A 22,209-nucleotide genomic window follows, 5' to 3' on the forward strand; every position below is an offset into this window, starting at 1 on the left:
CCCACCGGAGGAGGGCGCAAAGGATGGTTTATGATAGCCCGAAGAAGAAGGCCCGGGCTCTGTTCTCTGCCCCGGCGTTGGCGCAACAGCCGCCCAAAAAAGAGGCACTGCACAAAATTTGTTGCGGGCACCGAATCCAGTCGAGAGTTCAGCAGCGAACCGATACGGAATCGATGCCCTGTTGCTAGGAGCGGCTAGACAGCCAGTCCGGTGCCGGCATGCTGCGATAGGCGTCCCGCAAGGCCACGGACCATGCTTCCCGCAGGCGCCGGAAGTAGTCGTCTTCCTCCGTGATCCGCTGCTGAAGGCCAATCCGGTGGCTGCCGGCCTCGTAGACCAGCAGATCCAGCGGCAGCCCCACCGTGAGATTGGAGCGCAGCGTGCTGTCCATGCTGACCAGCGTCAGCTTCACCCCGTCTTCCAGGCTGCTGTCGTAGCGCAGGGTGCGGTCCAGGATCGGCTTGCCGTATTTATGCTCGCCGATTTGCAGGAAGGGTGTGTCGGGCGTGGCCTCGATGAAATTGCCGGCCGCATAGATCATGTAGAGCCGCATCGGCCCGCCCGCGATCTGCCCGCCCAGCATGATGGAGACGTCGAAGCCGACCCCCTGGGCCCGCAGCGTCGGCCCATCGGCCTCATAGACGGCGCGGACAGCGGCCCCGACCAACTGGGCCGCGCGGAACATGGAGGGGGCGGTCAGCAGCGTCAGCTTCTCTCCCTCCAGCGCCAGCCCTTCGCCCAGCCGGTTCCAGACTCCCTGGGTGATGGCCAGATTGCCGGCCGAGAGCAGGCAGAGCATCCGTTCGCCGGGTACTGTGGCGGTATACATCTTGGAGAAGGTGGAGATGTTGTCGACGCCCGCATTGGTGCGGGTATCGGCCAGCATCACCAGCCCCTTCTCCAGCCACAGGCCGACGCAATAGGTCACGCCTGCTGGCCGTCGAGGTATTGCCGGCCGATCTGCTGCCCCAGCTCGAAATTCTGGTCGATGGTCTGGGTCAGGAAGCCATGCAGGCCGTCATTGAGGATGCCGCCGATCTCGCCGGAGCGCATGCGGGCATGCAGGCCCCCGGCCAGCTGGTGGCATTCGCCGCGCGTGCCGCCATTGGCATCCGCGATGGCCTCCAGCACCGTTTCCACATTGCGGTAGCAGGCCAGCAGGGAGCGCGGCAGCTCCTGGCGCAGCAGCAGCAGCTCCGCCACCAGCTGCGGCTGCAGCCGGGCGTGATAGACATGCTGATAGGCCCGCAGCGCCGAAACCGCCCGCAGCACCGCCTGCCACTGGGCGTAGGATGCCGCATCGCCCGCCGCATCGGGGTGGAAGGCGGCATGGCGCACATCCAGCAGGCGGGCGGTGTTGTCCGCGCGCTCCAGCATCGTGCCGAGGTGAACGAAGCGCCAGGCATCGTCCCGCAGCATGGTGTCGGTGGCGGCGCCGTTGAACAGCAGGGCGCGGGAGCGCACCCAGTCCAGGAAGCCGGGCAGCCTGTCCCCCCTGGTGACAGCGGAATCCAGACGGCGGAACTCGATCCAGGTGTCGTTGATGGCTTCCCACATATCCACCGTCAGCGCGGTGCGGACGGTGCGGGCATTGCGCCGCGCGGCCTCGACGCAGGCGGCGATGCCGGAGGGGTTGTCCATGTCCAGCGCCAGCCAATGGATCACCGCCTCCGGCGTGACATGGCTGTGCTTGGCCAGGAAGCCGGGCTCGGAACCCGTCGCGATCAGCAGCGAGCGCCACTCGTCGTCGGCGGAAAGCGGGCGGGCCAGCATGGCCATGCGGAAGGTGGCGGCGAGGCCGCGGGCGACATTGCCCGCGCGTTCGGAATAGCGGCCGAGCCAGAAGAGGCAGTCGGCGGTGCGGGAGAGCATCAGGCGTTCCCCTGGGACTGCGACCGGCCGTTCTGGGACTGCGCCATGTCGCCGAGCGTCTGGGACTGGGACTGTCCATCCTGCGCCTGGGGCGGAACCTCTTCCTCCGGCGCGGGCAGGGCAAGGGGGGGCGCCTCGGGCGGTTCTTCCAGCAGCACCCAGGTATCCTTGGTGCCGCCGCCCTGGCTGGAATTCACCACCAGGGAGCCCGGCCGCAGCGCCACCCGCGTCAGCCCGCCCGGCACCATGCGCACCGTCTTGCCGAAGAGGATGAAGGGCCGCAGGTCCACATGGCGCGGGCCGATGCCGTCCTCGCCCAGCGTCGGCACGGTGGAAAGGGCGAGGGTGGGCTGCGCGATGTAGTCGCCCGGCCGCGCCTTGATGCGGGCGGCGAAATCCACGCGCTGTTCCTCCGTCGCATGCGGGCCGACCAGCATGCCGTAGCCACCGGACCCGCGCGCCAGCTTCACCACCAGCTTGTCCAGGTTGGCCAGGACGTAATCCTGGTCGGCGGGCCGCTCGCACATGAAGGTGGGCACGTTGGAGAGGATCGGCTCTTCCTTCAGATAGAAGCGGATCATCTCCGGCACGTAAGGGTAGACCGCCTTGTCGTCCGCGATACCGGTGCCGGGGGCATTGGCCAGCGCCACATTGCCGGCGCGGTAGGCCGCCATCAGCCCGGGTACGCCGACCACGCTGTCCGGGCGGAAGGCCTCGGGGTCGATGAAGTCGTCGTCAATGCGGCGGTAGATCACGTCCACCCGCTTCGGCCCGGCGGTGGTGCGCATGAAGACCACTTCGTCTTTCACGAAGAGGTCGGCACCCTCCACCAGTTCCACGCCCATCTCGTCGGCCAGGAAGGAATGCTCGTAATAGGCGCTGTTATAGGGGCCGGGCGTCAGCACCACGACGCAGGGCTCTCCGGCACAGGAGGCCGGGGCAAGGCTCTTCAGCGTTTCCAGCAGTTCCTCGGGGTAGTGCGACACCGGCGCGATGCGGTGGCGGGCACAGATCTCGGGGAAGAGGCGAAACATCGCCTCGCGGTTCTCCAGCATGTAGGAGACGCCGGAGGGGGTGCGGCAATTGTCCTCCAGCACATAGAAGGCATCCGGCCCGGTGCGCACCAGGTCGATGCCGGAGATCACGGTCCAGACCCCGCCCGGCGGCGTGAAGCCCTGCATCTGCGGCAGGTAGCCCTCGTTCTCCAGCACCAGTTCGGGCGGGATGCGGCCGGCCTTGATGATCTCCTGCGGGCCATAGACATCGGTGAGGAAGGCGTTCAGCGCCCGCACCCGCTGCTCCAGCCCCTGGCAGAGATGCACCCATTCCTCGTGCGAGAGGATGCGCGGGATGACATCGAAGGGGATCAGCCGCTCCGGGTCGCCGCCCTCGGTATAGACAGCGAAGGTGACGCCGATGCGGCGGAACAGCACCTCGGCCTCCCGCCGCTTCTGTTCCAGGGCTTCCTGGCCGGTGGCGTCGAGATAGCGCGCCATCTCGACATAGGGGGTGCGGATGGCGCCATCGGCGTGCATCTCGTCGAAGGCGGAGGAAGTTCGATCTGCCACGGTTGGTTCCGTCTTCCTCGTCGCTGGTCGTGGAGCGCCACTGGAAGGCGGCGCGGTGCTTCTGTGCAGAGTTCAGCAAGGCTTCGTGGCAATGCGCAAGCGGCGCCGTTTGTTTCATCTTCCGCACCAAAGCCCGGATGGCGTTTTTCTGCCCAAGCCTGCGTCATCCTGCCCGCGACTGCGGCGCCAGAGCGGTTGACAGGGGCGGGTGAAGGCAGGGAGGCTCGCCGTAACCTGCCGGAGCCATCGCATGCTGCGCCGCCGGATGCTCGCCCTGCCCGGATTGCTGGCCACCGCCCCGGCACAGGCGGCCGGGCCGCCCAGGCGCGAGGTGGACCTGCTGCTGGTGCTGGCGATCGACGCCTCTGGCAGCATCAGCGAGGACGAATTCCGCCTGCAACGGGATGGCTGCGCCGAGGCCATGACGCAGCCGGCGATCCTGGCCGCCATCGGCAGCGGGCCGCTGGGCGCCATTGGCATCGCCATGGTGGAATGGGGCGCGCCGGGCGGGGCGGCGACGGTGGTGGACTGGCACCGCGTCGCTGATGCCGCCAGTGCCGGGGCGGCGGCCGAGGCCTTCCGCGCCGCGCCAAGGTCCCGGCAAAGCTGGAACGCCATCGGCGATGCCATCGACCACGCGGCCCGGCTGATCGCCGGCGCGCCCTTCCGCGCGGAGCGCCGCGTCATCGACCTCTCCGGCGATGCGCCGGACATGCGTGGCATCCGCCCCGCGGCGGTGGCGCGGGACGATGCGGTGGCGGCGGGCATCACGGTGAATGCCCTGGCGATCCTGGGCGGCACGCCAGGGCTGGCGGAGCGTTTCGCCGCCGAGGTGACCGGCGGCCCCGGCGCCTTTGTCATGACCGCGGAAGGGCGGACGGATTTCACCCGTGCCATCCGCGCCAAGCTGGTGCGGGAGATCGCCTGACAACCACGGCGCCGGCTGCCACGTTAGCGCCAGCGTGCAGATCACCGCCCCCCATCCCGACACCTGGATCCGCGTGCTGCCCAAGGGGCTGTATTGCGAGCCTGGGGATTTCTTCATCGACCCCCAGGCCGGCGTGCACCGGGCGGTGATCAGCCATGGCCATTCCGACCATGCGCGGCCCGACCACGACGCCGTGCTGGGAACGCCGGAAACCCTGGCCATCATGACCGCGCGGCTGGGCGAGGGCCGGGCCGGGCGGGTGCAGCAGCCGCTGCGCTATGGCGAGAGCATCGAGCAGAACGGCGTGCGCATCACCCTGGTGCCGGCGGGGCATGTGCTGGGCTCGGCCCAGGTGGTGCTGGAATGGCGCGGCAGCCGCATCGTCGTCTCGGGCGACTACAAGCGGCAGGCGGACCCGACCTGTGCGCCCTTCGAGCCGGTGCCCTGCGATGTCTTCGTCACCGAGGCCACCTTCGCCCTGCCGGTCTTCCAGCACCCACCGGCGCGGGCGGAGATGCGGCGGCTGCTGGAAAGCGTGGCGCTGTTCCCGGAACGCGCGCATCTGGTCGGCTGCTACGCGCTGGGGAAGTGCCAGCGGCTGATCTCGGAACTGCGCGCGGCCGGATACCAGAAGCCGATCTACCTGCACGGCGCCCAGGCCTCGATGTGCGCGCTGTACGAGCGCTTCGGCATCGCGCTGGGCGAGTTGCAGCCGGTGCCACGGCCGGCGAAGCGCGGCGCCACCGTGCTGCCCGGGGAGATCGTGCTGGCGCCGCCTTCCGCCGAATCGAACCCCTGGTCCCGGCGGCTGGCGGAGCCGGTGACGGCGCTGGCCTCCGGCTGGATGCGGGTGCGGCAGCGGGCCAAGGCGCGCGGCGTCGAACTGCCCCTGGTGGTCAGCGACCATGCCGACTGGCCGGACCTGCTGGAGACCATCGCCGAGGTCGGCGCGCCCGAGGTCTGGGTGACGCATGGGCGGGAGGACGCGCTGATCCATGCGCTGGAAGGCCGTGGCATCCGCGGCCGCGCCCTGCACCTGCTGGGCCGCGAGGAAGACGAGGGCGAGGCCGAGGCACCTGTGGCGGAGGAGGAAAGCGCATGAGCGTCCCCGCCTTCGCCGACCTGCTGGAGCGGCTGATCTTCACCCCTGGCCGCAACGCCAAGCTGGCCCTGCTGCGCCGCTGGTTCGCCACGCAACCGGACCCGGACCGGGGCGTCGGGCTGGCGGCCATCGCGGGGGAATTGTCCTTCACGCTGGCGAAGCCGTCGTTGATCCGCGACCTGGCGGCCGGGCGCACGGACCCGGTGCTGCTGGCGCTGAGCCATGACTATGTCGGCGACTTGGCTGAGACGGTGGCGCTGATCTGGCCGGAGCCCAAGCCGAAGCCCAATCGCCCACCGCCGGACCTGTCCGAGGTGGTGGAAACCCTGGAACTGGCCAACAAGGCCGATATTCCCGGCATCGTTGCGGACTGGCTGGATGTGCTGGATTCCGGCGGACGGCTGGCGCTGATCAAGCTGGTGACGGGCGGGCTGCGCGTCGGTGCCTCGGCCCGCCTGGCGCGGCAGGCGCTGGCGGACTGGTCCGGCAAGCCGGTCGAGGAGATCGAGGAAGTCTGGCACGGCATTCCCGTGCCCTACCTGCCGCTGTTCGCCTGGCTGGAGGACCGCGCCCCGCGCCCGGACCCGAAGGACGTGCCGGTCTTCCGCCCACCCATGCTGGCGCAGCCGCTGGAGGCGCCGGATATCGCGGCGCTGGACCACACCGCCTATCGCGCCGAATGGAAATGGGACGGGGTGCGGGTGCAGGTCTCGGCCGGGCCGGGCGGGGCAAAGCTCTGGTCCCGCACGGGGGAGGATTATTCCGCCGCCTTTCCTGAGATCATGGAGGCGCTGGACTTCCACGCCGTGCTGGATGGCGAGCTGCTGGTGATGCGGGATGGCGAGGTCGCGCCCTTCGCCGACCTGCAGCAGCGGCTGAACCGCAAGGTGGTCGGCCCGAAGATGCTGAAGGAATACCCGGCCGGCCTGCGGCTCTATGACATCCTGTTCGAGGATGGGGAGGACCTGCGCCCGCTGCCCTTCGACACGCGGCGGGACCGGCTGGAGGCCTGGTTCGCCCGCACGCATCCGGCGCGGATGGACCTTTCCCCACAGGTGGCCTTCGTTTCGCTGGACCAGCTTTCGGCGCTGCGCGACGGCGCCCGCGCGGCGGGGATCGAGGGGCTGATGCTGAAGCGCGGCGATGCGCCTTATGTCGCCGGACGGCCCAAGGGGTTGTGGTGGAAATGGAAGCGCGCGCCGCTGAGCGTGGATGCCGTGCTGATGTATGCCCAGCGCGGCCATGGCAGGCGATCCTCCACCTATTCCGACTACACCTTCGGCCTCTGGCGGGAGGATGGGGCAGGGGGGCAGGAGCTGGTGCCCGTGGGCAAGGCCTATTCCGGCTACACGGACCAGGAGCTGGTCTGGCTGGACCGCTGGATCCGCAACCACACCACCGGCCGCTTCGGCCCGGTGCGGGAGGTGGAGAAGGAACTGGTGATGGAGATCGTCTTCGACGCCGCGCAGCTTTCGGGGCGCCATAAATCGGGCGTGGCCATGCGCTTTCCCCGCATTTCCCGGCTGCGTTCCGACAAGCCCGCCGCCGAGGCCGACCGGCTGGAAACGCTGATGGCCATGGTGGAAAACCGCCCCGCCGAAGCGGAAAGCTGAAACTTACAGGCAGTTCATGCCCCGCGCATGGAACCTTGGCTGTTAGCGCCGCGTTGCCCTCGGCAGAACCGCGGCAGTCGCGGGCAAGAGGAGCATCGCCATGCTGAAATGGGCCCTGATCTGTCTCGTGATCTCGATCATCGCCGGCGCGCTGGGTTTCCGGGGCGTGTCCTCGGCCGCGGGCACGGCGGCGAAGGTGCTGTTCGGTATCTTCCTCATCCTGTTCATCATCTTCCTGATCATGGCCTTCACCGCTGGTGGCGCCATCGCCTGGTAAGATGAAAACGGCCAGTTGACGGCGGGCCGTAACCAGACTATTTCGCGGGCCTCGGCGGCGAGTTGCCTCCGAGGTCTCGCGTATGGCGGCCTTAGCTCAGTCGGTAGAGCGCCACGTTGTGGTCGTGGATGTCACGGGTTCGAGCCCCGTAGGTCGCCCATCCGCTTTCTCCCCTGCCTGAAAATCAGCGCCTCAGCCGGTCCAGCAGCATCAGTGCGCCGCCGGCCAGCAGCCCCCAGAAGGCCGCGCCGATTCCCATGACCGAAAGCCCGGACGCGGTGGTGACGAAGGTCGCCATGGCGGGCAGCCGCGTGCGCTCCTCGGTGGCGGCGGTGGTCAGGGCGCCGCCCAGGGTGGCCAGCAGCGCCAGCCCGGCCACGGTCTGGATCAGCAGCGGCGGTGCTGCGGCCACGAAGGTGGCGGCGATGCCCGCGCCCAGCCCCAGCACCCAATAGCCCACGCCGCCGGAGACCGAGGCCACCCAGCGCCGCGCCGGGTCCGGATGCGCGTCCCGCCCGGCGCAGAGCGCGGCGGTGATGGCGGCGAGGTTGACCGCATGCGCGCCGAAGAAGGCGATGACGGCGCTGGCCAGCCCGGTGATGGTGAAGATCGGCCCCGGTGCCGGCCGGTAGCCATGCGCGTGCATCACCGCCAGCCCCGGCACGTTCTGCGAGGCCATGGTGACCAGAAACAGCGGCACCCCCAGCCCGATGGCGGCCGTGAGTGTGAAGCGCGGCATGATGAATTCCGGCCAGGCCACCGAGGCTGTCAGGCCCGGGGGCAGGGTGGTGACCAGCAGCATGACCACCGCCGCCGCCAGCACCGCCACCGGCACCGCGTATAGGCGGGCGAAGCGCCAGGCCAGCGCCCAGGCCAGGATCACTGGCAGGGCCAGGGACGGCATGGCGCCGGCGGCCCGCACGGGGGCGAGGCAGATCTCGAAGAGGATGCCCGCCAGCATGGCGCTGGCCAGGGCGGTGGGGATGGCGGCCACGGCGCGGCCGAAAGGCTTCCAGAGCCCCGCCGCCACGATCAGCGCCGCCGCCACCAGGAAGGCGCCGGTGGCCACCGCGAAGCCGCCTTCCGGCAGGCCGCTGGCCGCCAGCAGGGCGGAGCCGGGGGTGGACCAGGCTAGTGTTACCGGCATCCGCCAGCGGGTGCTGAGCCAGATGGAGAGCAGTCCCTGCGCCAGGCAGAGCATCAGCAGCCCGCCCGCCGCCTGGGCCGGCGTGGCCCCCACTGAGGCATAGCCGTGCAACACCACCGCGAAGGTGCTGGCGAAGCCCACGACCGAGGAGAGCACCCCCGCCACGATCGGCTGCAACAGGCCGGGAGAAGGGGGAGCAGGGTTCATGGCAAGGCATCCGCTTGGCAGGGCAGCGGAGCATATCGTAGGATTGGATCCAATCAACGGGCGGATATCGGAAATGACCCGGCTGGTCGAAGCCCCGCCGCGCTGGCGCACGGCAACCGAATATGTCGAGGCGACGCTGAAGGCGGCCATCCTGGAAGGGCGCATCCCCGCCGGCACGCCGCTGCGGCAGGACGACATCGCGCGTGACCTCGATGTCAGCCGCATGCCGGTGCGGGAGGCGCTGCGGCGACTGGAAGCTCAGGCGCTGGTGGATGCGGTGCCGCACAAGGGCGCGGTGGTGACGGATATCTCCGCCGCCAAGGCCGCCGACAGCTTTGCCATTCGCCAGGGGCTGGAGGAGGTGGCGCTGCGCCTCTCCATCCCGCATCTCTCGGCCGAGGATCTCGCCCAGGCCGAGGCACTGATCGGGGTCATGGAAGTGGAGCCGGATGCCGGCCAGCTCGGCCAGTTGAACCGCCGCTTCCACATGGCGCTCTATGCCCGCGCCGGGCGCCCGCGCCTGCTGCTGCTGGTGGACCGGGAACTGGCGGTTTTCGACCGTTACCTGCGCTTCTTCCTGGCGGCGCGGGGGCGGGGCGGCATGGCGCAGGACGACCACCGCGCCCTGCTGCAAGCCGCCCGCGCCCGCGATGCCGAGGCGGCGGTGGCGGTGCTGGCCCGACATATCGAGATCGCCGCGCGCGGCATGGCCGGGTTCTTCGCCAGCCGCGCGGCGGGGGCCTGAGTCTTACTGCGCGGCGGCGCGCTGGCTGTCCGGCGCCAGCTTCAGCGCATCCCGGATGGTGAAGAACAGGTCCGTCTGGTCCGTCAGGCCGGTGACATTGGCGGCATGGGGGCCATAGGCGGCGACGCGGAGTTGCGCCCCGGTATGTTCTTGTGAATCGCCATCGGTGCTGGCGTAGTTCACGATCATCGTGGCGCCGTCCTTGGTGCGCAGCGCCTGGGTCAGGCCGGGGGACTTCGCCTCGGGCGGGATGATCTGGCTGGTATGCGCGTGGTCGGCGGTGACGATCACCAGGGTGTCGCCGCGGCCCCTGGCGAAGTCCAACGCCACCTGCACCGCTTCGTCCAGGTCCACCGTCTCGCCGATCTGTCCGCAGGGATTGGCGGCATGGTCCTGCTTGTCGATCGAGGCACCCTCGACCTGCAGGAAGAAGCCCTTCTCATGGCCCTGCAGCAGCGAGATCGCCTTGGTGGTCATCTGCGCCAGGTTGGGCAGGGTGGCGGCGCGGGCGGGGTTGGGCTGGCAGGTGACGGGCTCGGTCTGGGCGCCGCCATGGCTGGCCTTGGGGCCGTTCCAGCGCACCGGCATGTTGCCCGGCGCGAAGAGGCCCAGCAGTGGCTGCTGCTGGTTGGCGCCGTTCACCCCCCCGCAGGGCTTCCAGCGTCTCGACGATGCGGAAGCCGCGTGCCTCGGCCTGGGCGCGCAGGGTCTGCCCCTTCCATTCGCCGGCCGTCGCCTGTTCCGCGAAGGAGGCGCCGCCGCCGCCCAGCGTCACGTCCGGCGGGTGTTCAGCATCTGCTCGGTGATGGAGCCGGCGCCGCCATTCTCCAGCGCATTGGCGGGGCAGGCCTTGGTGGTGGAGGAGGGGACGTAGCAGCGGCGGCCGGTGACATGCGCCATCAGCACCGCCGGCGTCGCATCCTGCAACTCGGCGGTGGAGACATTGCCGGTGGCGTAGCCGGCCGCCTTGGCCAATTCCAGCAGCGTCTGCTGCGGCTTGCCGTGGATATCGACGCTGATGGCGCCGTTGTAGCTCTTGGTGCCGGTGGCCCAGGCGGTGCCGGAGGCGGCGCTGTCCGTCACGTAGTCCGGCTTCCCGCTGTCCCGATCCAGCGCATAGTGGGTGTACTGGCCCGTCACCGGCAGGGCATCGAGGCCCTTGAAGAAGCCGCCCGCGCCCTCGGCATAGTTACGGGCGATGGTGATTTCCGAATCCCCCATGCCATCGCCGATCAGCAGGATGACATTCCTCACCGGCCCATCGGAAATGGCGGCACGGAAGGCGGCGGTCAGGTCGGCGGAAAGCCGGCGCGCGTCGCCGTGCTGGGAAAGGCCCCGCTTCGCGGCACGGTCCAGCAACTGCTCGGCAGTGGCCTGCTGTGCCAGCGCCATGCCGGCGCCGGTGGCCAGCAGCACGGTGGCGGCGGCGGATATCGTCAATGCCTGCCGGAATGAGCCGAACATGGGGCAATCCCTCGGAACTGCTGCTGCACGCATCCACTACACAGTCCGGCACCACCTGATTGTCATCGTTTCATGACATAGCGGGCTGCATCGCCGGCATGGCATCCATCGGAATGGCTTGAACGGCGGGTGGCGCGGGGCAATCTCTCACGACATGCGCCGATCCTTTTCCACCCCTGACTTCCTGGCCTCCGTGCCCGGCCTGCAGCCCGGCCGGCCGGTGGCCCTGCGCCGCGTGGCCGGCTTCACGCTGCTGGGCTGCTCGGTCTGGCTGGTGTCGATGCTGGCCCTCATCCGGGCCGTGATGGGGCTCTTCCATTGAGCGTCCATGATGTCCCGCCCGGCAGTGCCTGGGGCCCCGCCGGGCCCTGGAGCGGCGCGCCGCGGCGCGGGCTGCGGCAGTTGCGCGGCGCGCTGCTGGTGATGCTGGCCCTGCCGCTGGCGCCGGCGCTGCTGATCAACCTGATCGGCGGTTCCGGCCGGCAGATGGTGGGCACGCTGCTGGGCATCGGCGGCATCGCGCTGGCGCTGCGGGCGCTGCGCGGCGGCCATGGGCGGCATCGCGCGGCCATCCTGATGGGTGTGGGCACCGGGTTGCTGGCGCTGATGGCGGCGCAGGTGCCGGCGCTGGGCGCAGTAATCTTCGGCCTCATGGCCTGGTTCGGCACCACCCTGCTGTATGAGGGCGTGCCGGATGCCGAGCCCGCCCCGCCACCGCCGCCGCCCCCCGCGCCCGATCCTTTCGAGGTGCCGCGCACCCGGCTGATCGCCCTGGCGGCTGGCCCCGAGCGGCTGCGCCCGGCGGTGGCAGGATTGCAGGAACTGCTGGCGGAGATGGAGCGCCAGCCTGGCGCGCTGCCGGAGGCCCGGCGCTTCCTGAACATCCAGCTCGATGGGCTGGACCGCATCGTGACCCGCCTGCGAGCGGGGGCCGAGCCGCCGGCGGCGCTGGATGCGCTGGTGGCCGACATGGCCGAGGGGAGCGCCACGCTGCGCGGACGCCTGCGGGCGGCCGAGAGCGAGGCGCTGGATATCCAGATCAAGGTGCTGTCCGAACGGCTGCGGCAGGAGGGTTTCGCATGAGTGATGAACTGACCAAGGCCACCACCGCCCCGACGCCGGCCCGCGTGCAGGAGCTGGCTGGCAGCATCGATCTGGCTGATCCCGGCACCATCCTGCGCTTCGGCGCCGAGGCGCAGAACCGCGCCGCCGCCGCCGCCGACGCCATGCTGGGCGCCGCCCGCAACCCGGCGACTGGCGAGGCCGGCGAGGCGCTGTCCGGCCTGCTGGACACGCTGCGCGGCTTCGACGTGACCAAGCTGTCGGAGAAGCCCGGGCTGGTGGGCCGCCTGCTGGGCCGTGGGCAGAAGCAGGTGACCACCATCATGCACCGCTACGAGACGGTGCGCGGGCAGATCGAGGCCATCGGCGACAAGCTGGACGGCCACCGCACCCATCTGCTGGAGGATGTTGAGCGGCTGGAGCGGCTCTACCTTGCCACGCTGGATTGGTTTCATGCCCTGGCCGAGCATATCGCCGCCGGCGAGACGGTGCTGGCCCGCACCGACAACGAGGTGATCCCCGCCGCGCTGCGGGAGGCCGAATCCGCCCCCGGCACCCTGGCGGCGCAGCGGCTGGCTGACCTGCGCGGCGCGCGGGACGAGCTGGACCGCCGCGTGCACGACCTGCGCCTGACGCGGCAGGTGGCGATGCAGTCGCTGCCCGCGCTGCGTCTGATCCAGGAGAACGACAAGGCGCTGGCCGCCAAGATCCATTCGGTGCTGGCCAATACCGTGCCGCTCTGGCGCACGCAATTGGCGCAGGCCCTGGCCATCCAGCGGATGCGGGATGCCGGCGCCGCCGTGCGCAGCGCCACCGACCTGACCAACAAGCTGCTGACCGCCAATGCCGAGACCCTGCGCGCCGCCAATGCCGAGGCGCGCACGGAGCTGGAGCGCGGGGTGTTTGACCTGGATGCCGTGAAGCAGGCCAATGCGGCCCTGGTGGCGACGCTGGAGGACACCCTGCGCATCGCCGCCGAAGGCCGCGCCACGCGCCAGAACGCCACCAAGGAACTGGCACTGGCGGAGCAGCAGATCCGCAAGGCGCTGACCGATACACGGGATGCGCGGCTGCACGGCGGCTGAAGCGGGAGCGAGGCGGGCTCGTCAAACTATTACGTTTAGCGTAACTTGCCCGTAAAGGGCGGAATGACTGGTGCCGGCCCGGAGGGAGGGCCGCCCGCTCATGTCCGCTGCCGCCGCAGAACTTCGCCGCGACGCGCCGCCCTTTGTTCCGCCCCACCCGCCTCGCCACAGCCGGATGCCGCCGGTGCCGGAGTTGCTGCGGCTGTTGCGGCGCTCCTTCCTCGATATCTGGCCCCGCGCGGCCTTTGAGCGCGATTTCCTGCACCGCCGGGTGCTGCTGCGCGATGTCTTCATCTGCAACAGCCCGGCCACGGTGCAGGAAGCCTTCCTGGAACATGCCGCGACCTATGAGCGGAAGTCGCCGCAGATGCGGCACGCGCTGAAGCCGCTGTTGGGCGACGGGCTCTTCATCAGCGACGGGCCGCTCTGGAAGGAGCGGCGGCGGGTGGTGGCGCCGGTGACGCATGTCTCGCGCCTGGCGGAGCTCTGCCCGCCCATCACCGAGGCCGCCGCCGAGCGGGCGGAAGCCTGGGCAGCGCGGAACCCGTCAGCGCCGATCGACATGCTGGCCGAGATGGGGCACCTGACGGCCGAGATCATCTGCCGCACCATCTTCGGCCGGCAGTTGGGGGGGCAGGCGGCGGCCAGCGTGGTCAGCGCCTTCGCGGAATACCAGGGCGCGGTGGGGCAGACGGACCTGATCTCGCTGCTGGGCCTGCCGGACTGGATGCCGCGCTGGCAGCCGCCGCGCGCCCGCCGCGCCAGCAGGCGCATCGCGGCGGTGCTGGACAAGCTGATCGACGGCGTGCTCTCCGCCCCCAGCGGCGAGGCCAGCCTCATCCGCTCCATGGCCGAGGGCGTGAACCCCGCCACCGGCCAGCGCATGGACCGCGAGGCCTTCCGCAACGAGGCCGCCGTGCTCTTCATGGCGGGGCACGAGACCACGGCCAATACCCTGGCCTGGGCCTGGTACCTGCTGAGCCAGTGCCCCCACGCCGCCGCGCGGGTGGGGCAGGAGGCCGCGGCGCTGGGCGGCCCCGCCACCTTCGCCGACCTGCCGCGCCTGCCCTTCACCCGCGCGGTGGTGGAGGAAACGCTGCGCCTCTACCCGCCGGTGCCGCTGCTGGCGCGGGAAGCGGTGACGGAGGGCGAGCTGGCCGGGCGGCGGGTGCCCAAGGGCTCGCTGGTCATCGCCGTGCCCTGGCTGCTGCACCGCCATGCCAAGCTGTGGCGGGAGCCGGACGCCTTCCGGCCCGAGCGCTTCCTGCCGGGCGGCGAGGCCGCCACCAAGCCGCGCTATGTCTGGATTCCCTTCGCCATCGGGCCCCGCGTCTGCACCGGCGCCGCCTTCGGGCTGACGGAGGCGGTGCTCTGCCTGGCCACGCTGGCCGCCCGCTTCGCGCCGAAGCTGGTGCCAGGGACCGAGGTCTATCCCGTCTGCCGCCTGACGCTGCGCCCCGGCGACAGCCTGCCCATGCTGCTGGAGCGCCGCGCGGATGGCTGAGGAACGGGCGCTGGACCGCCTGCTGCAGCGGGTGGACCATGTGAAGGACATCGGGCTGCATGAGGGCATGCGGCTGCTGCCGACGCCGGCGGTCTCGGCGCTGGGCGCGCGGCTGGCGATGCTGGGCAGTCACTTCCGCCTGCGCAGCAAGGTGGAGCGCTCGATGCGCGCGCTTTCCCACCTGCGCCCGGATCTGGATGAGGCGGCGCGGCGAGACCTGGCGCTGCTGAACCTGCGCAACATTGGCCGCACCTTCGCCGAATTCTCCTGCCTGCACCGGGTGTGGGACGAAGGGCGCATCACGGTAGTGGGGCGGGAGAATATCACTGCCCCCAATGCCGTGCTGGCCCTGCTGCATCTGGGCAATTGGGAAGCCGGGATGGGGGCTATCCGCGGCATCGGGCTGCGGGTGCGCAGCATCTACCAGCCGCCGGCCAACAAGACGCAGCTGGCCATCGCCATGCGGGTGCGGCGCTCGCTCGACAACGATGCCATCCCCGGCAATGCCATGGCAATGCGGGAGGCGCTGCGCGTGCTGGCGCGGGGCGACACCATGATCGGCCTTTTCGTGGATGAGTTCAAAGGCGGGCGGGTCAATGCGCCGGCCTTCGGGCGCCCGCCGGCGCGGGGCGGCAATATCGCCATGGCGGCGCGGCTGGCGGCGCGGGCCGGGGTGCCGCTGGTGCCTGCCTATATGTTGCGGGTGGGGGAGACGGCGCGCTTCACCGCCAATTTCCTGCCGCCCATTACCCCCAGCGGCGATGCCGTGGCGGACCAGGCCGCCATCGAGGCGGTGATCGAGCCCGTGGTGCGCCGGCACCTGGAGCAATGGCTGATGCTCTACGCCTTCCGGCCTGACCGCTGAACAATCCGGCCCGCCGCGCGTTGTACCGCCTGTTGCAGCAGCAGGGCGCGGTCATGGAAGACGCACGGATCTGGAGCTTCGAGGAAAGCCTGTGGACCGCCGACGCGGAACACTACAGGGCCTCGATCGACGACGAATGCCTCATGGTGCTGCCCCAGCCGCCCTTCGTGATGAGCGGGCAGCAGGCGGTGGAGGCGGTCTCCAGCACCCCGCGCTGGTCCAGCGTCGAGCTTTCCGAACGGCAGGTGAAGCGGCCGCAGGAAGGGCTGATCGTCATCGCCTATCATGCGCGGGCGGAGCGGGAAGGGGTGCAGCCCTATGAGGCGCATTGCACCTCGGTCTACCGCCGCCTGGCGCATGAGGAATGGCGGGTGGTGCAGCACCAGCAGACGCCAAGGCTGATGGCCCACCCGAAAGCCTGACACGAAGGGGCGCCCACCGGGCGCCTCCGCCGCCGTCAGTCGAGGATGCGGATCACCGCCTCGATCTCCACCGGCACGTTGGAGGGCAGCGAGCCCATGCCGACGGCGGAACGCGCGTGGCGGCCACGCTCGCCCAGCACCTCGAAGAGCAGCTTGGAGCAGGCATCGATCACCTGCGGCTGCTGGCCGAAATCGGGCGCGGCATTGACCATGCCGAAGATCTTCAGGAACTCCACCTTCTCCAGGCTGCCGGCGGCGGCCTTGGCGACGGAGAGGATATGCAGGGCGCAAAGCTCGGCGGCCTTCTGCGCCTCTTCCACCGTCAGCGCGTCGCCCACCTTGCCGGTGGTCAGCGAGCCATCGGCATGGCGCGGCACCTGGCCGGAGATATAGGCGACATCGCCCGCGCGCTTGAAGGGCACATAGGCGAAGAGCGGCTTGCCCAGCACCGGCAGGGTGTGGCCCAGCGCGGCGAGGCGGGATTCAGCGTTATCCATGGTGGCGGTTTTCCTTCAAAGGGTGCGGCCGCGCGCGGCGACCTCGACGAAGCCCTGGAAGGCGCCGTCACGAATGACCGCGACGCGGTCATGCAGGTTGGAGACAGGGCAGACATGGTTGGGCACCACGCGCAGCCGCTCGCCTACTTCCGGCCGGCGGGCGCAGGCGGAAAGGTCCACCATGCCGTGCTCCTCGCTCAGGCGGTCGATGCGCGCCTCGGGGTAGCCCAGGATGTGGCCGTAGCCCTCCTGGAGGCCGGCGGGCATGATATCGGCGGCGAAGCTCTTGGTGCCGGCGTCGATGATGGCGCGGTCGGGTTCCGGCCGGCTGATGACGGTGACATGCAGCGTCAGCGCGCAGTCTTCCCAGGTGGCGGCGCCGGCGGCCACCATCATGCGGTCGTTGTAGATATAGGTGCCAACGCGCAATTCATTGACCGGAGCCAGTTCATGCGTCTTCGCCGCCTGCGGGCTGCCGCCGCCGGAGAGCACCGCGGGTTCCAGCCCCTCGGCGCGCAGCCGGGGCAGGGCCTCAGCCAGGAAGGCGGCGGTGGCGGCGGTGGTGGGGTAGGTCATCAACCCGTCGAAGCGCAGGCCAGGCTGGGCCTTGATGGCGCGCGCCAGGTCCAGCGCGGCATCGACGGAGGTGACGCCGGTGCGCTTGGCGCCGCTGTCGAATTCCACCACCACGCCGATGACATGGCCATGCCGCGCGGCGCGGATGGCGGTGGCGAGCGCGGCGGGGCTGTCCACCGCCACGCGCATCTTCACCCGTGCGGCCAGGGCCGCCAGCCGCTCCGCCTTGGCTTCCCCGATCAGCGGGTAACTGATGAAAATGTCGTCCAGCCCGCCATCGGCCATCACTTCGGCCTCGCCCAGCTTCTGGCAGGTGATGCCCCTGGCGCCCAGCTCGACCTGCCGGCGGGCGAGGCCGGGCAGCTTGTGCGTCTTGATATGCGGCCGCAGCGCCAGGCCATGCGCATCGGCATAGGCCTGCATCCGCGCCATGTTCGCCTCGGCGATGCCGAGATCGACCACGGGCACCGGCGTTTCCAGGGAAGCAATATCCAAGGCCATTCACTCCTGCCGCACGAATTGGGCACGGTCGATGCCGTGCCGCGCCAGCTTGTCATAGAAGGTCTTGCGCGGAATGCCGAGGGCAGCGAGCGTCGCCCGCACGTCGCCGCCATTATTCTCCAGCGCCTCGCGGATCAGCATGGCCTCGAAGCGTTCCATGCGCTCGGGCAGCGTGCCGGCGCCGTTCTCGGGCGGGGCGGCATCCTCCACCGCCTCCAGGCCCAGGGCGAAGCGTTCCGCGAAATGGGAGAGTTCGCGCACATTGCCGGGCCAGTCGTGGCTCAGCAGGTGGCGTTCCACCGCCGCCGTCATCTGCGGCGCCGGGCGGCGGAAGCGGGTGGCGGCGCGTTGCAGGAAATGCGCGAAGAGCAGCGGGATATCGCCGCGCCGCTCCCGCAGCGGCGGGATGCGCACGGTGACGACATTCAGGCGGTAGAACAGGTCCTCGCGGAATGCGCCGCGCGCGGCGGCCTCGCCCAGGTCGATCTTGCTGGCGGCCACCACGCGCAGGTCCAGCGGCCGCACCTCGTTGGTGCCCAGCGGCGCCACTTCGCGCGTTTCCAGCACCCGCAGCAGCTTCACCTGCAGGGATGGCGGCATGCTCTCGATCTCGTCGAGGAAGAGCGTGCCGCCGCTGGCATGCTCGATGCGGCCGACGCGCTTCTTCTGCGCGCCGGTGAAGGCGCCGGCCTCATGGCCGAACAATTCGCTCTCGATCACCGTCTCCGGCAGCGCGCCGCAGTTCAGCGCCACCAGCGGGTGGCTGGCGCGGCGGCTCCAGCGGTGCAGGGCGGAGGAAACGACCTCCTTGCCGGAGCCGGTCTCGCCCACCACCAGCACATCCACATCGGCATCGGCGATGTGGCGCAGGGTGCGGCGCAGGCGCTGCATGGCGGGGGTTTCGCCCAGCAGCAGCCCGTCATCCTCGGCGCCGGCGGTCGCAGCCGCGCGCAGGCGGCGGTTCTCCAGCACCAGCCGACGCTTTTCCAGCGCGCGGTGGACGCTGGCCACCAGGGCCTCCGGCGCATAGGGCTTGGGGATGAAGTCATAGACGCCCTCCCGCATCGCCGAGACGGCCATGGGAATGTCGCCGTGGCCGGTGATCAGGATCACCGGCAGGTCTGCGTCCAACTCCCGCAGCCGGCGGAACAGCGCCAGCCCGTCCATGCCGGCCATGCGGACATCGCTGACCACCACGCCCTCGAAGTCCGCATCCACCCGTGCCAGGGCCTCGGCGGCGGAAGCCAGCGGCAGGGGGTCCAGCCCCGCCAGTTCCAGCGTCTGGGCATTGGCATCACGCAACGCGGCGTCGTCATCCACGAAGGCGACACGGGTCAGGCTCATGGCTGCACCTCGGGCAGGGTGATGGTGAAGGTGGTGCCGGCCCCGGGGCTGCTGGCGACCTCGATGCGCCCGCCGGCCTCGGTGACGATGTCGTTGCAGATCACCAGCCCCAGCCCCAGTCCCTGCGGCTTGGAGGTGGAGAAGGGCATGAAGAGCGCACCCATGATCTCGGGCGCGATGCCGGGTCCGTTGTCGGCCACGGTGATGCGCAGGCTGCCGCCGCTGGTGGTGACGCCCAGGCGGATCTCGCCGCCCTGGCGGCCTTCCAGCGCATCCAGCGCGTTCTGGATCAGGTTGACCAGCACCTGTTCCAGCCGCACCTGCCGGCCCTTGATCCAGACTTCTTCCGCCGGCAGCTCGCGCAGCAGGGGCACGCCCTGGTGCTCCAGCCGGGCGCGCAGCAGCATGGCCGCACCCTCCACCGCCGCCTTGACCCGCACGGGGCCGATCGGTGGCGTGGCCTTGCGGGCAAAGGCGCGCAGCTCGTCCGTGATGCCGCCGATGCGTTCGCAGAGCCGGGCGATGGAGTCCAGGTTGCCGCTCACCCGCTCCGCCTTGCCACGCTGGAGAAAGGCGGCGGCATTGCCGGCATAGGAGCGGATGGCGGCGAGCGGCTGGTTGATCTCATGCGCCACGCCGGCGGCCACCTGGCCCAGCGTGGCCAGGCGGTTGGCCTGCCGCAGCGTCTCCCGCGCTTCCTGCAGCCGGACCTCGGCGCGCTCGCGCTCCGCGATCTCGCTGGTCAGCTCGGCGGTGCGGGCAGCGACGCGCTCCTCCAGCTCCTGCCGCTCGGCCTGCGCCTGGGCGCTGCGGCGGCGGGCGCGGCCGGCGCGTTGCAGCAGGAAGGCGGCAAGGCCCATCAGCACCAGGGTGACGCTGAGCACGGCATCGCGCCGCTGCGCTTCCTCGGCGGACAGCAAAGGCTCGCTGGGTACCAGCAGGTGCAACTGCCAGTCGGAGCTGGGCACCGGCACCGTGGCCCGCAGCATCGCGACGGCATGGGGGGCGAGGGGGTTGCCGGCGGCGGTGGCGGCGGGCTCCTCATCCAGCAGCACGGCACTGGCATCGAAGCCAAGCGGGTTGGGCCGCAGCGGCAGCGGCGCCAGCGGGGCGGTGCCGAATTGCAGGCTGTCCCGGATGGCGACGAGGTCCTGCGGCGGCAGGGGATGGTCTGTCTGGAAGCGCCAGCGGGAGCGGTTGGTCAGCAGCACGATGCCGCGCCGGTCCGTGACATAGATGGGGCGGTCCGAATCCCGCCAGGTATCCTCCACCGCCTCGAACTCGACCTTGACCACCACCACGCCCAGCGGCGCCTGCGCGCTGCCCAGGCGGCGAGAGATATAGAGACCCGGCCGCTGGCTGACGGTGCCGAGGGCGAATTGCTCCGCCGCGCCGAGCCGCAGCCCGTCCTGGAAATATTGGCGGAAGCGGTAGTCATTGCCGACGAAGCTGGTTTCCTCCCGCCAGTTGCTGGCGGCGAGCGTCATGCCCGTCGTATCGATCAGGTAGATGACATCCGCCCCGGTGCCGTCCCGCAGCCGCTCCAGCTTGCGGTTCACCACCTCAAGCCGCGTGGCGGTGGGGTCGGCCAGGGTGGCGCGAAGGTCCGGGTCCTCGGCCAGCACGAAGGGCAGGGAGCGCTGCTTCTCCAGCTCGCTGCGCAGCAGGGCGGCGCTGAGGGTGGCGGTGGTGGTGGCCTGGGCCTGCAGGCTGTCCCAGGCCTCCTGCCTCGCCCCCTGGCCGGCAGCCCAGGCCAGCATGGTGGCCGCCAGCCCAGCCACCAGGGCCAGCACCAGCCAGGCCGCCGCCCGCCGGTCGGCGCGCATCCTTCGTGGGGACTGGGGCGAAAAGTCAGCCGGCATGGAGTGCGGAATATCACACAGCGAGGCAAAAGGAAGAGCGGATTTCCGCACAAAAAGGCGGCCCGGCAAACATGTATCAGTTATATGTTGCGTGTTTTCAGTCGCCTAATCCTTTGGCACGCGGCTTGCCAAAAGGGCAGCCATGGCCGCCAGGATGGGCAATCCAGCCCACCGGCGCCGCTTTTGTACATGGACCCGCCGCGCCGGGCCGGACTGAAGGACATGCCGATGGCGAGTTTCGCCCCTACTGCCCCGGGTAAGCCGCCCGTGAAGAAGAAGCTGTGGCAGCACCTGTATTTCCAGGTGGTTGTCGCCATTATCATCGGCATCGCGATGGGCCATTTCTGGCCCGAACAGGGCGCGGCGATGAAGCCGCTGGGCGATGCCTTCATCAAGCTGGTGAAGATGATCATCGCCCCCGTCATCTTCCTGACGGTGGCCACCGGCATCGCCGGCATGAGCGACCTGCAGAAGGTGGGCCGCGTCGCCGGCAAGGCGATGATCTACTTCCTGTGCTTCTCCACCCTGGCACTGATCATCGGCCTGATCGTCGGCAACCTGCTGCAGCCGGGCTATGGGCTGCACATCAACCCGGCGACGCTGGATGCCAAGGCGGTGCAGGGCTACGCGACGCAGGCGCATGAGCAGACCATCACCGGTTTCCTCATGAACATCATCCCCACCACGATCGTCAGCCCCTTTGTGACGGGCGACATCCTGCAGGTGCTGTTCTTCGCGGTGCTCTTCGGCATCTCGCTGGCCCTGGTGGGCGACCGCGGCAAGCCGGTGCTGGACTTCCTGCAGGCCGTGACGGCGCCGATCTTCACGCTGGTCGGCATCCTGATGAAGGCGGCGCCCATCGGCGCCTTCGGCGCCATGGCCTTCACCATCGGCCGCTACGGCATCTCCTCCGTCGCCAACCTGGCCTTCCTGGTCGGCACCTTCTACATCACCTCGCTGCTCTTCGTGCTGGTCGTGCTGGGCGCGGTGGCCCGTTACAACGGCTTCTCGATCCTGGCGCTGATCAAGTACATCAAGGAAGAGCTGCTGCTGGTGCTCGGCACCTCCTCCTCCGAAGCCGCGCTGCCGACGCTGATGGAGAAGATGGAGCGCGCGGGCTGCAAGAAGTCCGTGGTCGGCCTGGTCATCCCGACCGGCTACAGCTTCAACCTGGACGGCACCAACATCTACATGACGCTGGCGGCGCTGTTCATCGCGCAGGCCACCGATACCCACCTGGGCCTGGGCGAGCAGATCCTGCTGCTGCTGGTGGCGATGCTCTCCTCCAAGGGCGCCGCCGGCATCACCGGCGCGGGCTTCATCACCCTGGCCGCCACGCTCTCCGTGGTGCCTTCTGTGCCTGTCGCGGGCATGGCGCTGATCCTGGGCATCGACCGCTTCATGTCCGAGTGCCGGGCCCTGACCAATCTGGTCGGCAACGCGGTGGCGACCGTGGTGGTGGCGCGCTGGGAAGGCGAGCTGGACCGCACCCGCCTGGACGCCGCCATGGCCGGGCACCCGCTGCCCGACCCGACCGGCGCCGCCGTGGTCGCGGCCGAGTAAGCCGG

General features: G+C 70.0%; 22 protein-coding genes and 1 tRNA gene. 13 read left to right on the forward strand and 10 right to left on the reverse strand.

Annotation, left to right across the window (positions count from 1 at the left end):
- Window positions 1-184: 184 nt before the first annotated feature.
- From EBE87_RS06215 to EBE87_RS06225, 3 genes are read right to left on the reverse strand one after another with little or no spacing between them, the layout of a single operon-like run.
- Entirely contained in the window at window positions 185-928 is a 744-nt protein-coding gene (locus EBE87_RS06215) for a proteasome-type protease (protein WP_120636845.1), read from the reverse strand.
- Window positions 925-1,872: an alpha-E domain-containing protein gene (locus EBE87_RS06220; protein WP_120636844.1), complete on the reverse strand. Its 948-nt coding sequence runs from the start codon at window positions 1,870-1,872 to the stop codon at window positions 925-927. Before EBE87_RS06220 ends, EBE87_RS06215 begins: the two co-directional genes overlap by 4 nt.
- Complete coding sequence (locus EBE87_RS06225; RefSeq protein ID WP_456316259.1) at window positions 1,872-3,440, reverse strand: circularly permuted type 2 ATP-grasp protein; 1,569 nt, start codon at window positions 3,438-3,440, stop codon at window positions 1,872-1,874. The genes EBE87_RS06220 and EBE87_RS06225 overlap by 1 nt, the downstream gene beginning before the upstream one ends.
- Window positions 3,441-3,690: 250 nt before the next feature.
- On the opposite strand from EBE87_RS06225, the gene EBE87_RS06230 reads away from it, so the two are divergent.
- From EBE87_RS06230 to EBE87_RS06250, 5 genes are all read left to right on the forward strand, one after another.
- Window positions 3,691-4,368: a DUF1194 domain-containing protein gene (locus EBE87_RS06230; protein ID WP_120636843.1), complete on the forward strand. Its 678-nt coding sequence runs from the start codon at window positions 3,691-3,693 to the stop codon at window positions 4,366-4,368.
- Window positions 4,369-4,408: 40 nt separating this feature from the next.
- On the forward strand, window positions 4,409-5,470 hold the full coding sequence (locus EBE87_RS06235; protein ID WP_456316260.1) for a ligase-associated DNA damage response exonuclease: 1,062 nt from the start codon (window positions 4,409-4,411) through the stop codon (window positions 5,468-5,470).
- The gene (locus EBE87_RS06240; protein WP_120636842.1) at window positions 5,467-7,083 is read left to right on the forward strand and encodes a cisplatin damage response ATP-dependent DNA ligase; all 1,617 of its coding nucleotides are present in this window, start codon (window positions 5,467-5,469) and stop codon (window positions 7,081-7,083) included. Before EBE87_RS06235 ends, EBE87_RS06240 begins: the two co-directional genes overlap by 4 nt.
- 100 nt (window positions 7,084-7,183) lie before the next feature.
- Window positions 7,184-7,360 carry a DUF1328 domain-containing protein gene (locus EBE87_RS06245; RefSeq protein ID WP_120636841.1) on the forward strand — a complete coding sequence of 59 codons (177 nt, stop codon included), beginning with the start codon at window positions 7,184-7,186 and terminating at the stop codon, window positions 7,358-7,360.
- Between the two features lie 85 nt (window positions 7,361-7,445).
- Window positions 7,446-7,518: transfer RNA gene (locus EBE87_RS06250), tRNA-His, on the forward strand.
- A gap of 26 nt (window positions 7,519-7,544) precedes the next feature.
- Here EBE87_RS06250 and EBE87_RS06255 read toward each other — a convergent pair.
- The gene (locus EBE87_RS06255) at window positions 7,545-8,714 is read right to left on the reverse strand and encodes a benzoate/H(+) symporter BenE family transporter (protein WP_199707119.1); all 1,170 of its coding nucleotides are present in this window, start codon (window positions 8,712-8,714) and stop codon (window positions 7,545-7,547) included.
- Between the two features lie 73 nt (window positions 8,715-8,787).
- Here EBE87_RS06255 and EBE87_RS06260 point away from each other — a divergent pair, with 73 nt between their 5' ends.
- The gene (locus EBE87_RS06260) at window positions 8,788-9,459 is read left to right on the forward strand and encodes a GntR family transcriptional regulator (protein ID WP_233553054.1); all 672 of its coding nucleotides are present in this window, start codon (window positions 8,788-8,790) and stop codon (window positions 9,457-9,459) included.
- Between the two features lie 3 nt (window positions 9,460-9,462).
- Here EBE87_RS06260 and EBE87_RS29345 read toward each other — a convergent pair whose 3' ends face one another.
- Together EBE87_RS29345 and EBE87_RS29350 are read right to left on the reverse strand one after the other, a co-directional pair.
- Complete coding sequence (locus EBE87_RS29345) at window positions 9,463-10,101, reverse strand: alkaline phosphatase (RefSeq protein WP_199707115.1); 639 nt, start codon at window positions 10,099-10,101, stop codon at window positions 9,463-9,465.
- A gap of 129 nt (window positions 10,102-10,230) precedes the next feature.
- The gene (locus EBE87_RS29350; RefSeq protein ID WP_199707113.1) at window positions 10,231-10,923 is read right to left on the reverse strand and encodes an alkaline phosphatase; all 693 of its coding nucleotides are present in this window, start codon (window positions 10,921-10,923) and stop codon (window positions 10,231-10,233) included.
- Window positions 10,924-11,077: 154 nt separating this feature from the next.
- Between EBE87_RS29350 and EBE87_RS28955 the strand changes: the two genes are divergently transcribed.
- The 6 genes from EBE87_RS28955 (at window position 11,078) to EBE87_RS06290 (ending at window position 15,861) form a co-directional block, all read left to right on the forward strand.
- A complete protein-coding gene (locus tag EBE87_RS28955; protein ID WP_158600810.1) occupies window positions 11,078-11,245 on the forward strand; it encodes a hypothetical protein in 168 nt (55 codons plus the stop codon).
- Window positions 11,242-12,006: a hypothetical protein gene (locus EBE87_RS06270; RefSeq protein WP_122139935.1), complete on the forward strand. Its 765-nt coding sequence runs from the start codon at window positions 11,242-11,244 to the stop codon at window positions 12,004-12,006. The genes EBE87_RS28955 and EBE87_RS06270 overlap by 4 nt, the downstream gene beginning before the upstream one ends.
- A complete protein-coding gene (locus tag EBE87_RS06275; RefSeq protein ID WP_120636838.1) occupies window positions 12,003-13,070 on the forward strand; it encodes a toxic anion resistance protein in 1,068 nt (355 codons plus the stop codon). The genes EBE87_RS06270 and EBE87_RS06275 overlap by 4 nt, the downstream gene beginning before the upstream one ends.
- A gap of 100 nt (window positions 13,071-13,170) precedes the next feature.
- Window positions 13,171-14,574, forward strand: coding sequence for a cytochrome P450 (locus tag EBE87_RS06280; RefSeq protein ID WP_233553052.1), 1,404 nt, complete (start codon window positions 13,171-13,173; stop codon window positions 14,572-14,574).
- The gene (locus EBE87_RS06285; RefSeq protein WP_120636837.1) at window positions 14,567-15,439 is read left to right on the forward strand and encodes a lysophospholipid acyltransferase family protein; all 873 of its coding nucleotides are present in this window, start codon (window positions 14,567-14,569) and stop codon (window positions 15,437-15,439) included. The genes EBE87_RS06280 and EBE87_RS06285 overlap by 8 nt, the downstream gene beginning before the upstream one ends.
- A 53-nt stretch (window positions 15,440-15,492) precedes the next feature.
- Complete coding sequence (locus EBE87_RS06290) at window positions 15,493-15,861, forward strand: DUF4440 domain-containing protein (RefSeq protein ID WP_120636862.1); 369 nt, start codon at window positions 15,493-15,495, stop codon at window positions 15,859-15,861.
- Window positions 15,862-15,896: 35 nt separating this feature from the next.
- Here the strand turns inward: EBE87_RS06290 and EBE87_RS06295 are convergent, their stop codons facing one another.
- From EBE87_RS06295 to EBE87_RS06310, 4 genes are read right to left on the reverse strand one after another with little or no spacing between them, the layout of a single operon-like run.
- A complete protein-coding gene (locus tag EBE87_RS06295) occupies window positions 15,897-16,358 on the reverse strand; it encodes a RidA family protein (RefSeq protein ID WP_120636836.1) in 462 nt (153 codons plus the stop codon).
- A gap of 15 nt (window positions 16,359-16,373) precedes the next feature.
- Window positions 16,374-17,429, reverse strand: a complete 1,056-nt coding sequence (locus tag EBE87_RS06300; protein ID WP_120636861.1) for an alanine racemase — start codon at window positions 17,427-17,429, stop codon at window positions 16,374-16,376.
- Window positions 17,430-17,435: 6 nt separating this feature from the next.
- A complete protein-coding gene (locus EBE87_RS06305; protein WP_120636835.1) occupies window positions 17,436-18,779 on the reverse strand; it encodes a sigma-54-dependent transcriptional regulator in 1,344 nt (447 codons plus the stop codon).
- Entirely contained in the window at window positions 18,776-20,605 is a 1,830-nt protein-coding gene (locus EBE87_RS06310) for a sensor histidine kinase (protein WP_120636834.1), read from the reverse strand. The genes EBE87_RS06305 and EBE87_RS06310 overlap by 4 nt, the downstream gene beginning before the upstream one ends.
- Window positions 20,606-20,869: 264 nt before the next feature.
- Between EBE87_RS06310 and EBE87_RS06315 the strand changes: the two genes are divergently transcribed.
- Window positions 20,870-22,204: a dicarboxylate/amino acid:cation symporter gene (locus EBE87_RS06315; RefSeq protein ID WP_120636860.1), complete on the forward strand. Its 1,335-nt coding sequence runs from the start codon at window positions 20,870-20,872 to the stop codon at window positions 22,202-22,204.
- The last annotated feature ends 5 nt before the right edge of the window (window positions 22,205-22,209 follow it).

This window comes from Teichococcus wenyumeiae (assembly GCF_003696345.1).
Classification (GTDB): Bacteria; Pseudomonadota; Alphaproteobacteria; order Acetobacterales; family Acetobacteraceae; genus Pseudoroseomonas; species Pseudoroseomonas wenyumeiae.

Excerpts from the sequence above, each read along its gene's own strand:
- EBE87_RS06220 (WP_120636844.1), bottom strand. The coding sequence starts at position 1,872 with ATGCTCTCCCGCACCGCCGACTGCCTCTTCTGGCTCGGCCGCTATTCC.
- EBE87_RS06280 (WP_233553052.1), top strand. The coding sequence starts at position 13,171 with ATGTCCGCTGCCGCCGCAGAACTTCGCCGCGACGCGCCGCCCTTTGTT.
- EBE87_RS28955 (WP_158600810.1), top strand. The coding sequence starts at position 11,078 with ATGCGCCGATCCTTTTCCACCCCTGACTTCCTGGCCTCCGTGCCCGGC.
- EBE87_RS06315 (WP_120636860.1), top strand. The coding sequence starts at position 20,870 with ATGGCGAGTTTCGCCCCTACTGCCCCGGGTAAGCCGCCCGTGAAGAAG.
- EBE87_RS06255 (WP_199707119.1), bottom strand. The coding sequence starts at position 8,714 with ATGAACCCTGCTCCCCCTTCTCCCGGCCTGTTGCAGCCGATCGTGGCG.
- EBE87_RS29350 (WP_199707113.1), bottom strand. The coding sequence starts at position 10,923 with ATGTTCGGCTCATTCCGGCAGGCATTGACGATATCCGCCGCCGCCACC.
- EBE87_RS06245 (WP_120636841.1), top strand. The coding sequence starts at position 7,184 with ATGCTGAAATGGGCCCTGATCTGTCTCGTGATCTCGATCATCGCCGGC.
- EBE87_RS06295 (WP_120636836.1), bottom strand. The coding sequence starts at position 16,358 with ATGGATAACGCTGAATCCCGCCTCGCCGCGCTGGGCCACACCCTGCCG.
- EBE87_RS06260 (WP_233553054.1), top strand. The coding sequence starts at position 8,788 with ATGACCCGGCTGGTCGAAGCCCCGCCGCGCTGGCGCACGGCAACCGAA.
- EBE87_RS06230 (WP_120636843.1), top strand. The coding sequence starts at position 3,691 with ATGCTGCGCCGCCGGATGCTCGCCCTGCCCGGATTGCTGGCCACCGCC.
- EBE87_RS06290 (WP_120636862.1), top strand. The coding sequence starts at position 15,493 with ATGGAAGACGCACGGATCTGGAGCTTCGAGGAAAGCCTGTGGACCGCC.
- EBE87_RS06305 (WP_120636835.1), bottom strand. The coding sequence starts at position 18,779 with ATGAGCCTGACCCGTGTCGCCTTCGTGGATGACGACGCCGCGTTGCGT.
- EBE87_RS06310 (WP_120636834.1), bottom strand. The coding sequence starts at position 20,605 with ATGCGCGCCGACCGGCGGGCGGCGGCCTGGCTGGTGCTGGCCCTGGTG.
- EBE87_RS06240 (WP_120636842.1), top strand. The coding sequence starts at position 5,467 with ATGAGCGTCCCCGCCTTCGCCGACCTGCTGGAGCGGCTGATCTTCACC.
- EBE87_RS06285 (WP_120636837.1), top strand. The coding sequence starts at position 14,567 with ATGGCTGAGGAACGGGCGCTGGACCGCCTGCTGCAGCGGGTGGACCAT.
- EBE87_RS06275 (WP_120636838.1), top strand. The coding sequence starts at position 12,003 with ATGAGTGATGAACTGACCAAGGCCACCACCGCCCCGACGCCGGCCCGC.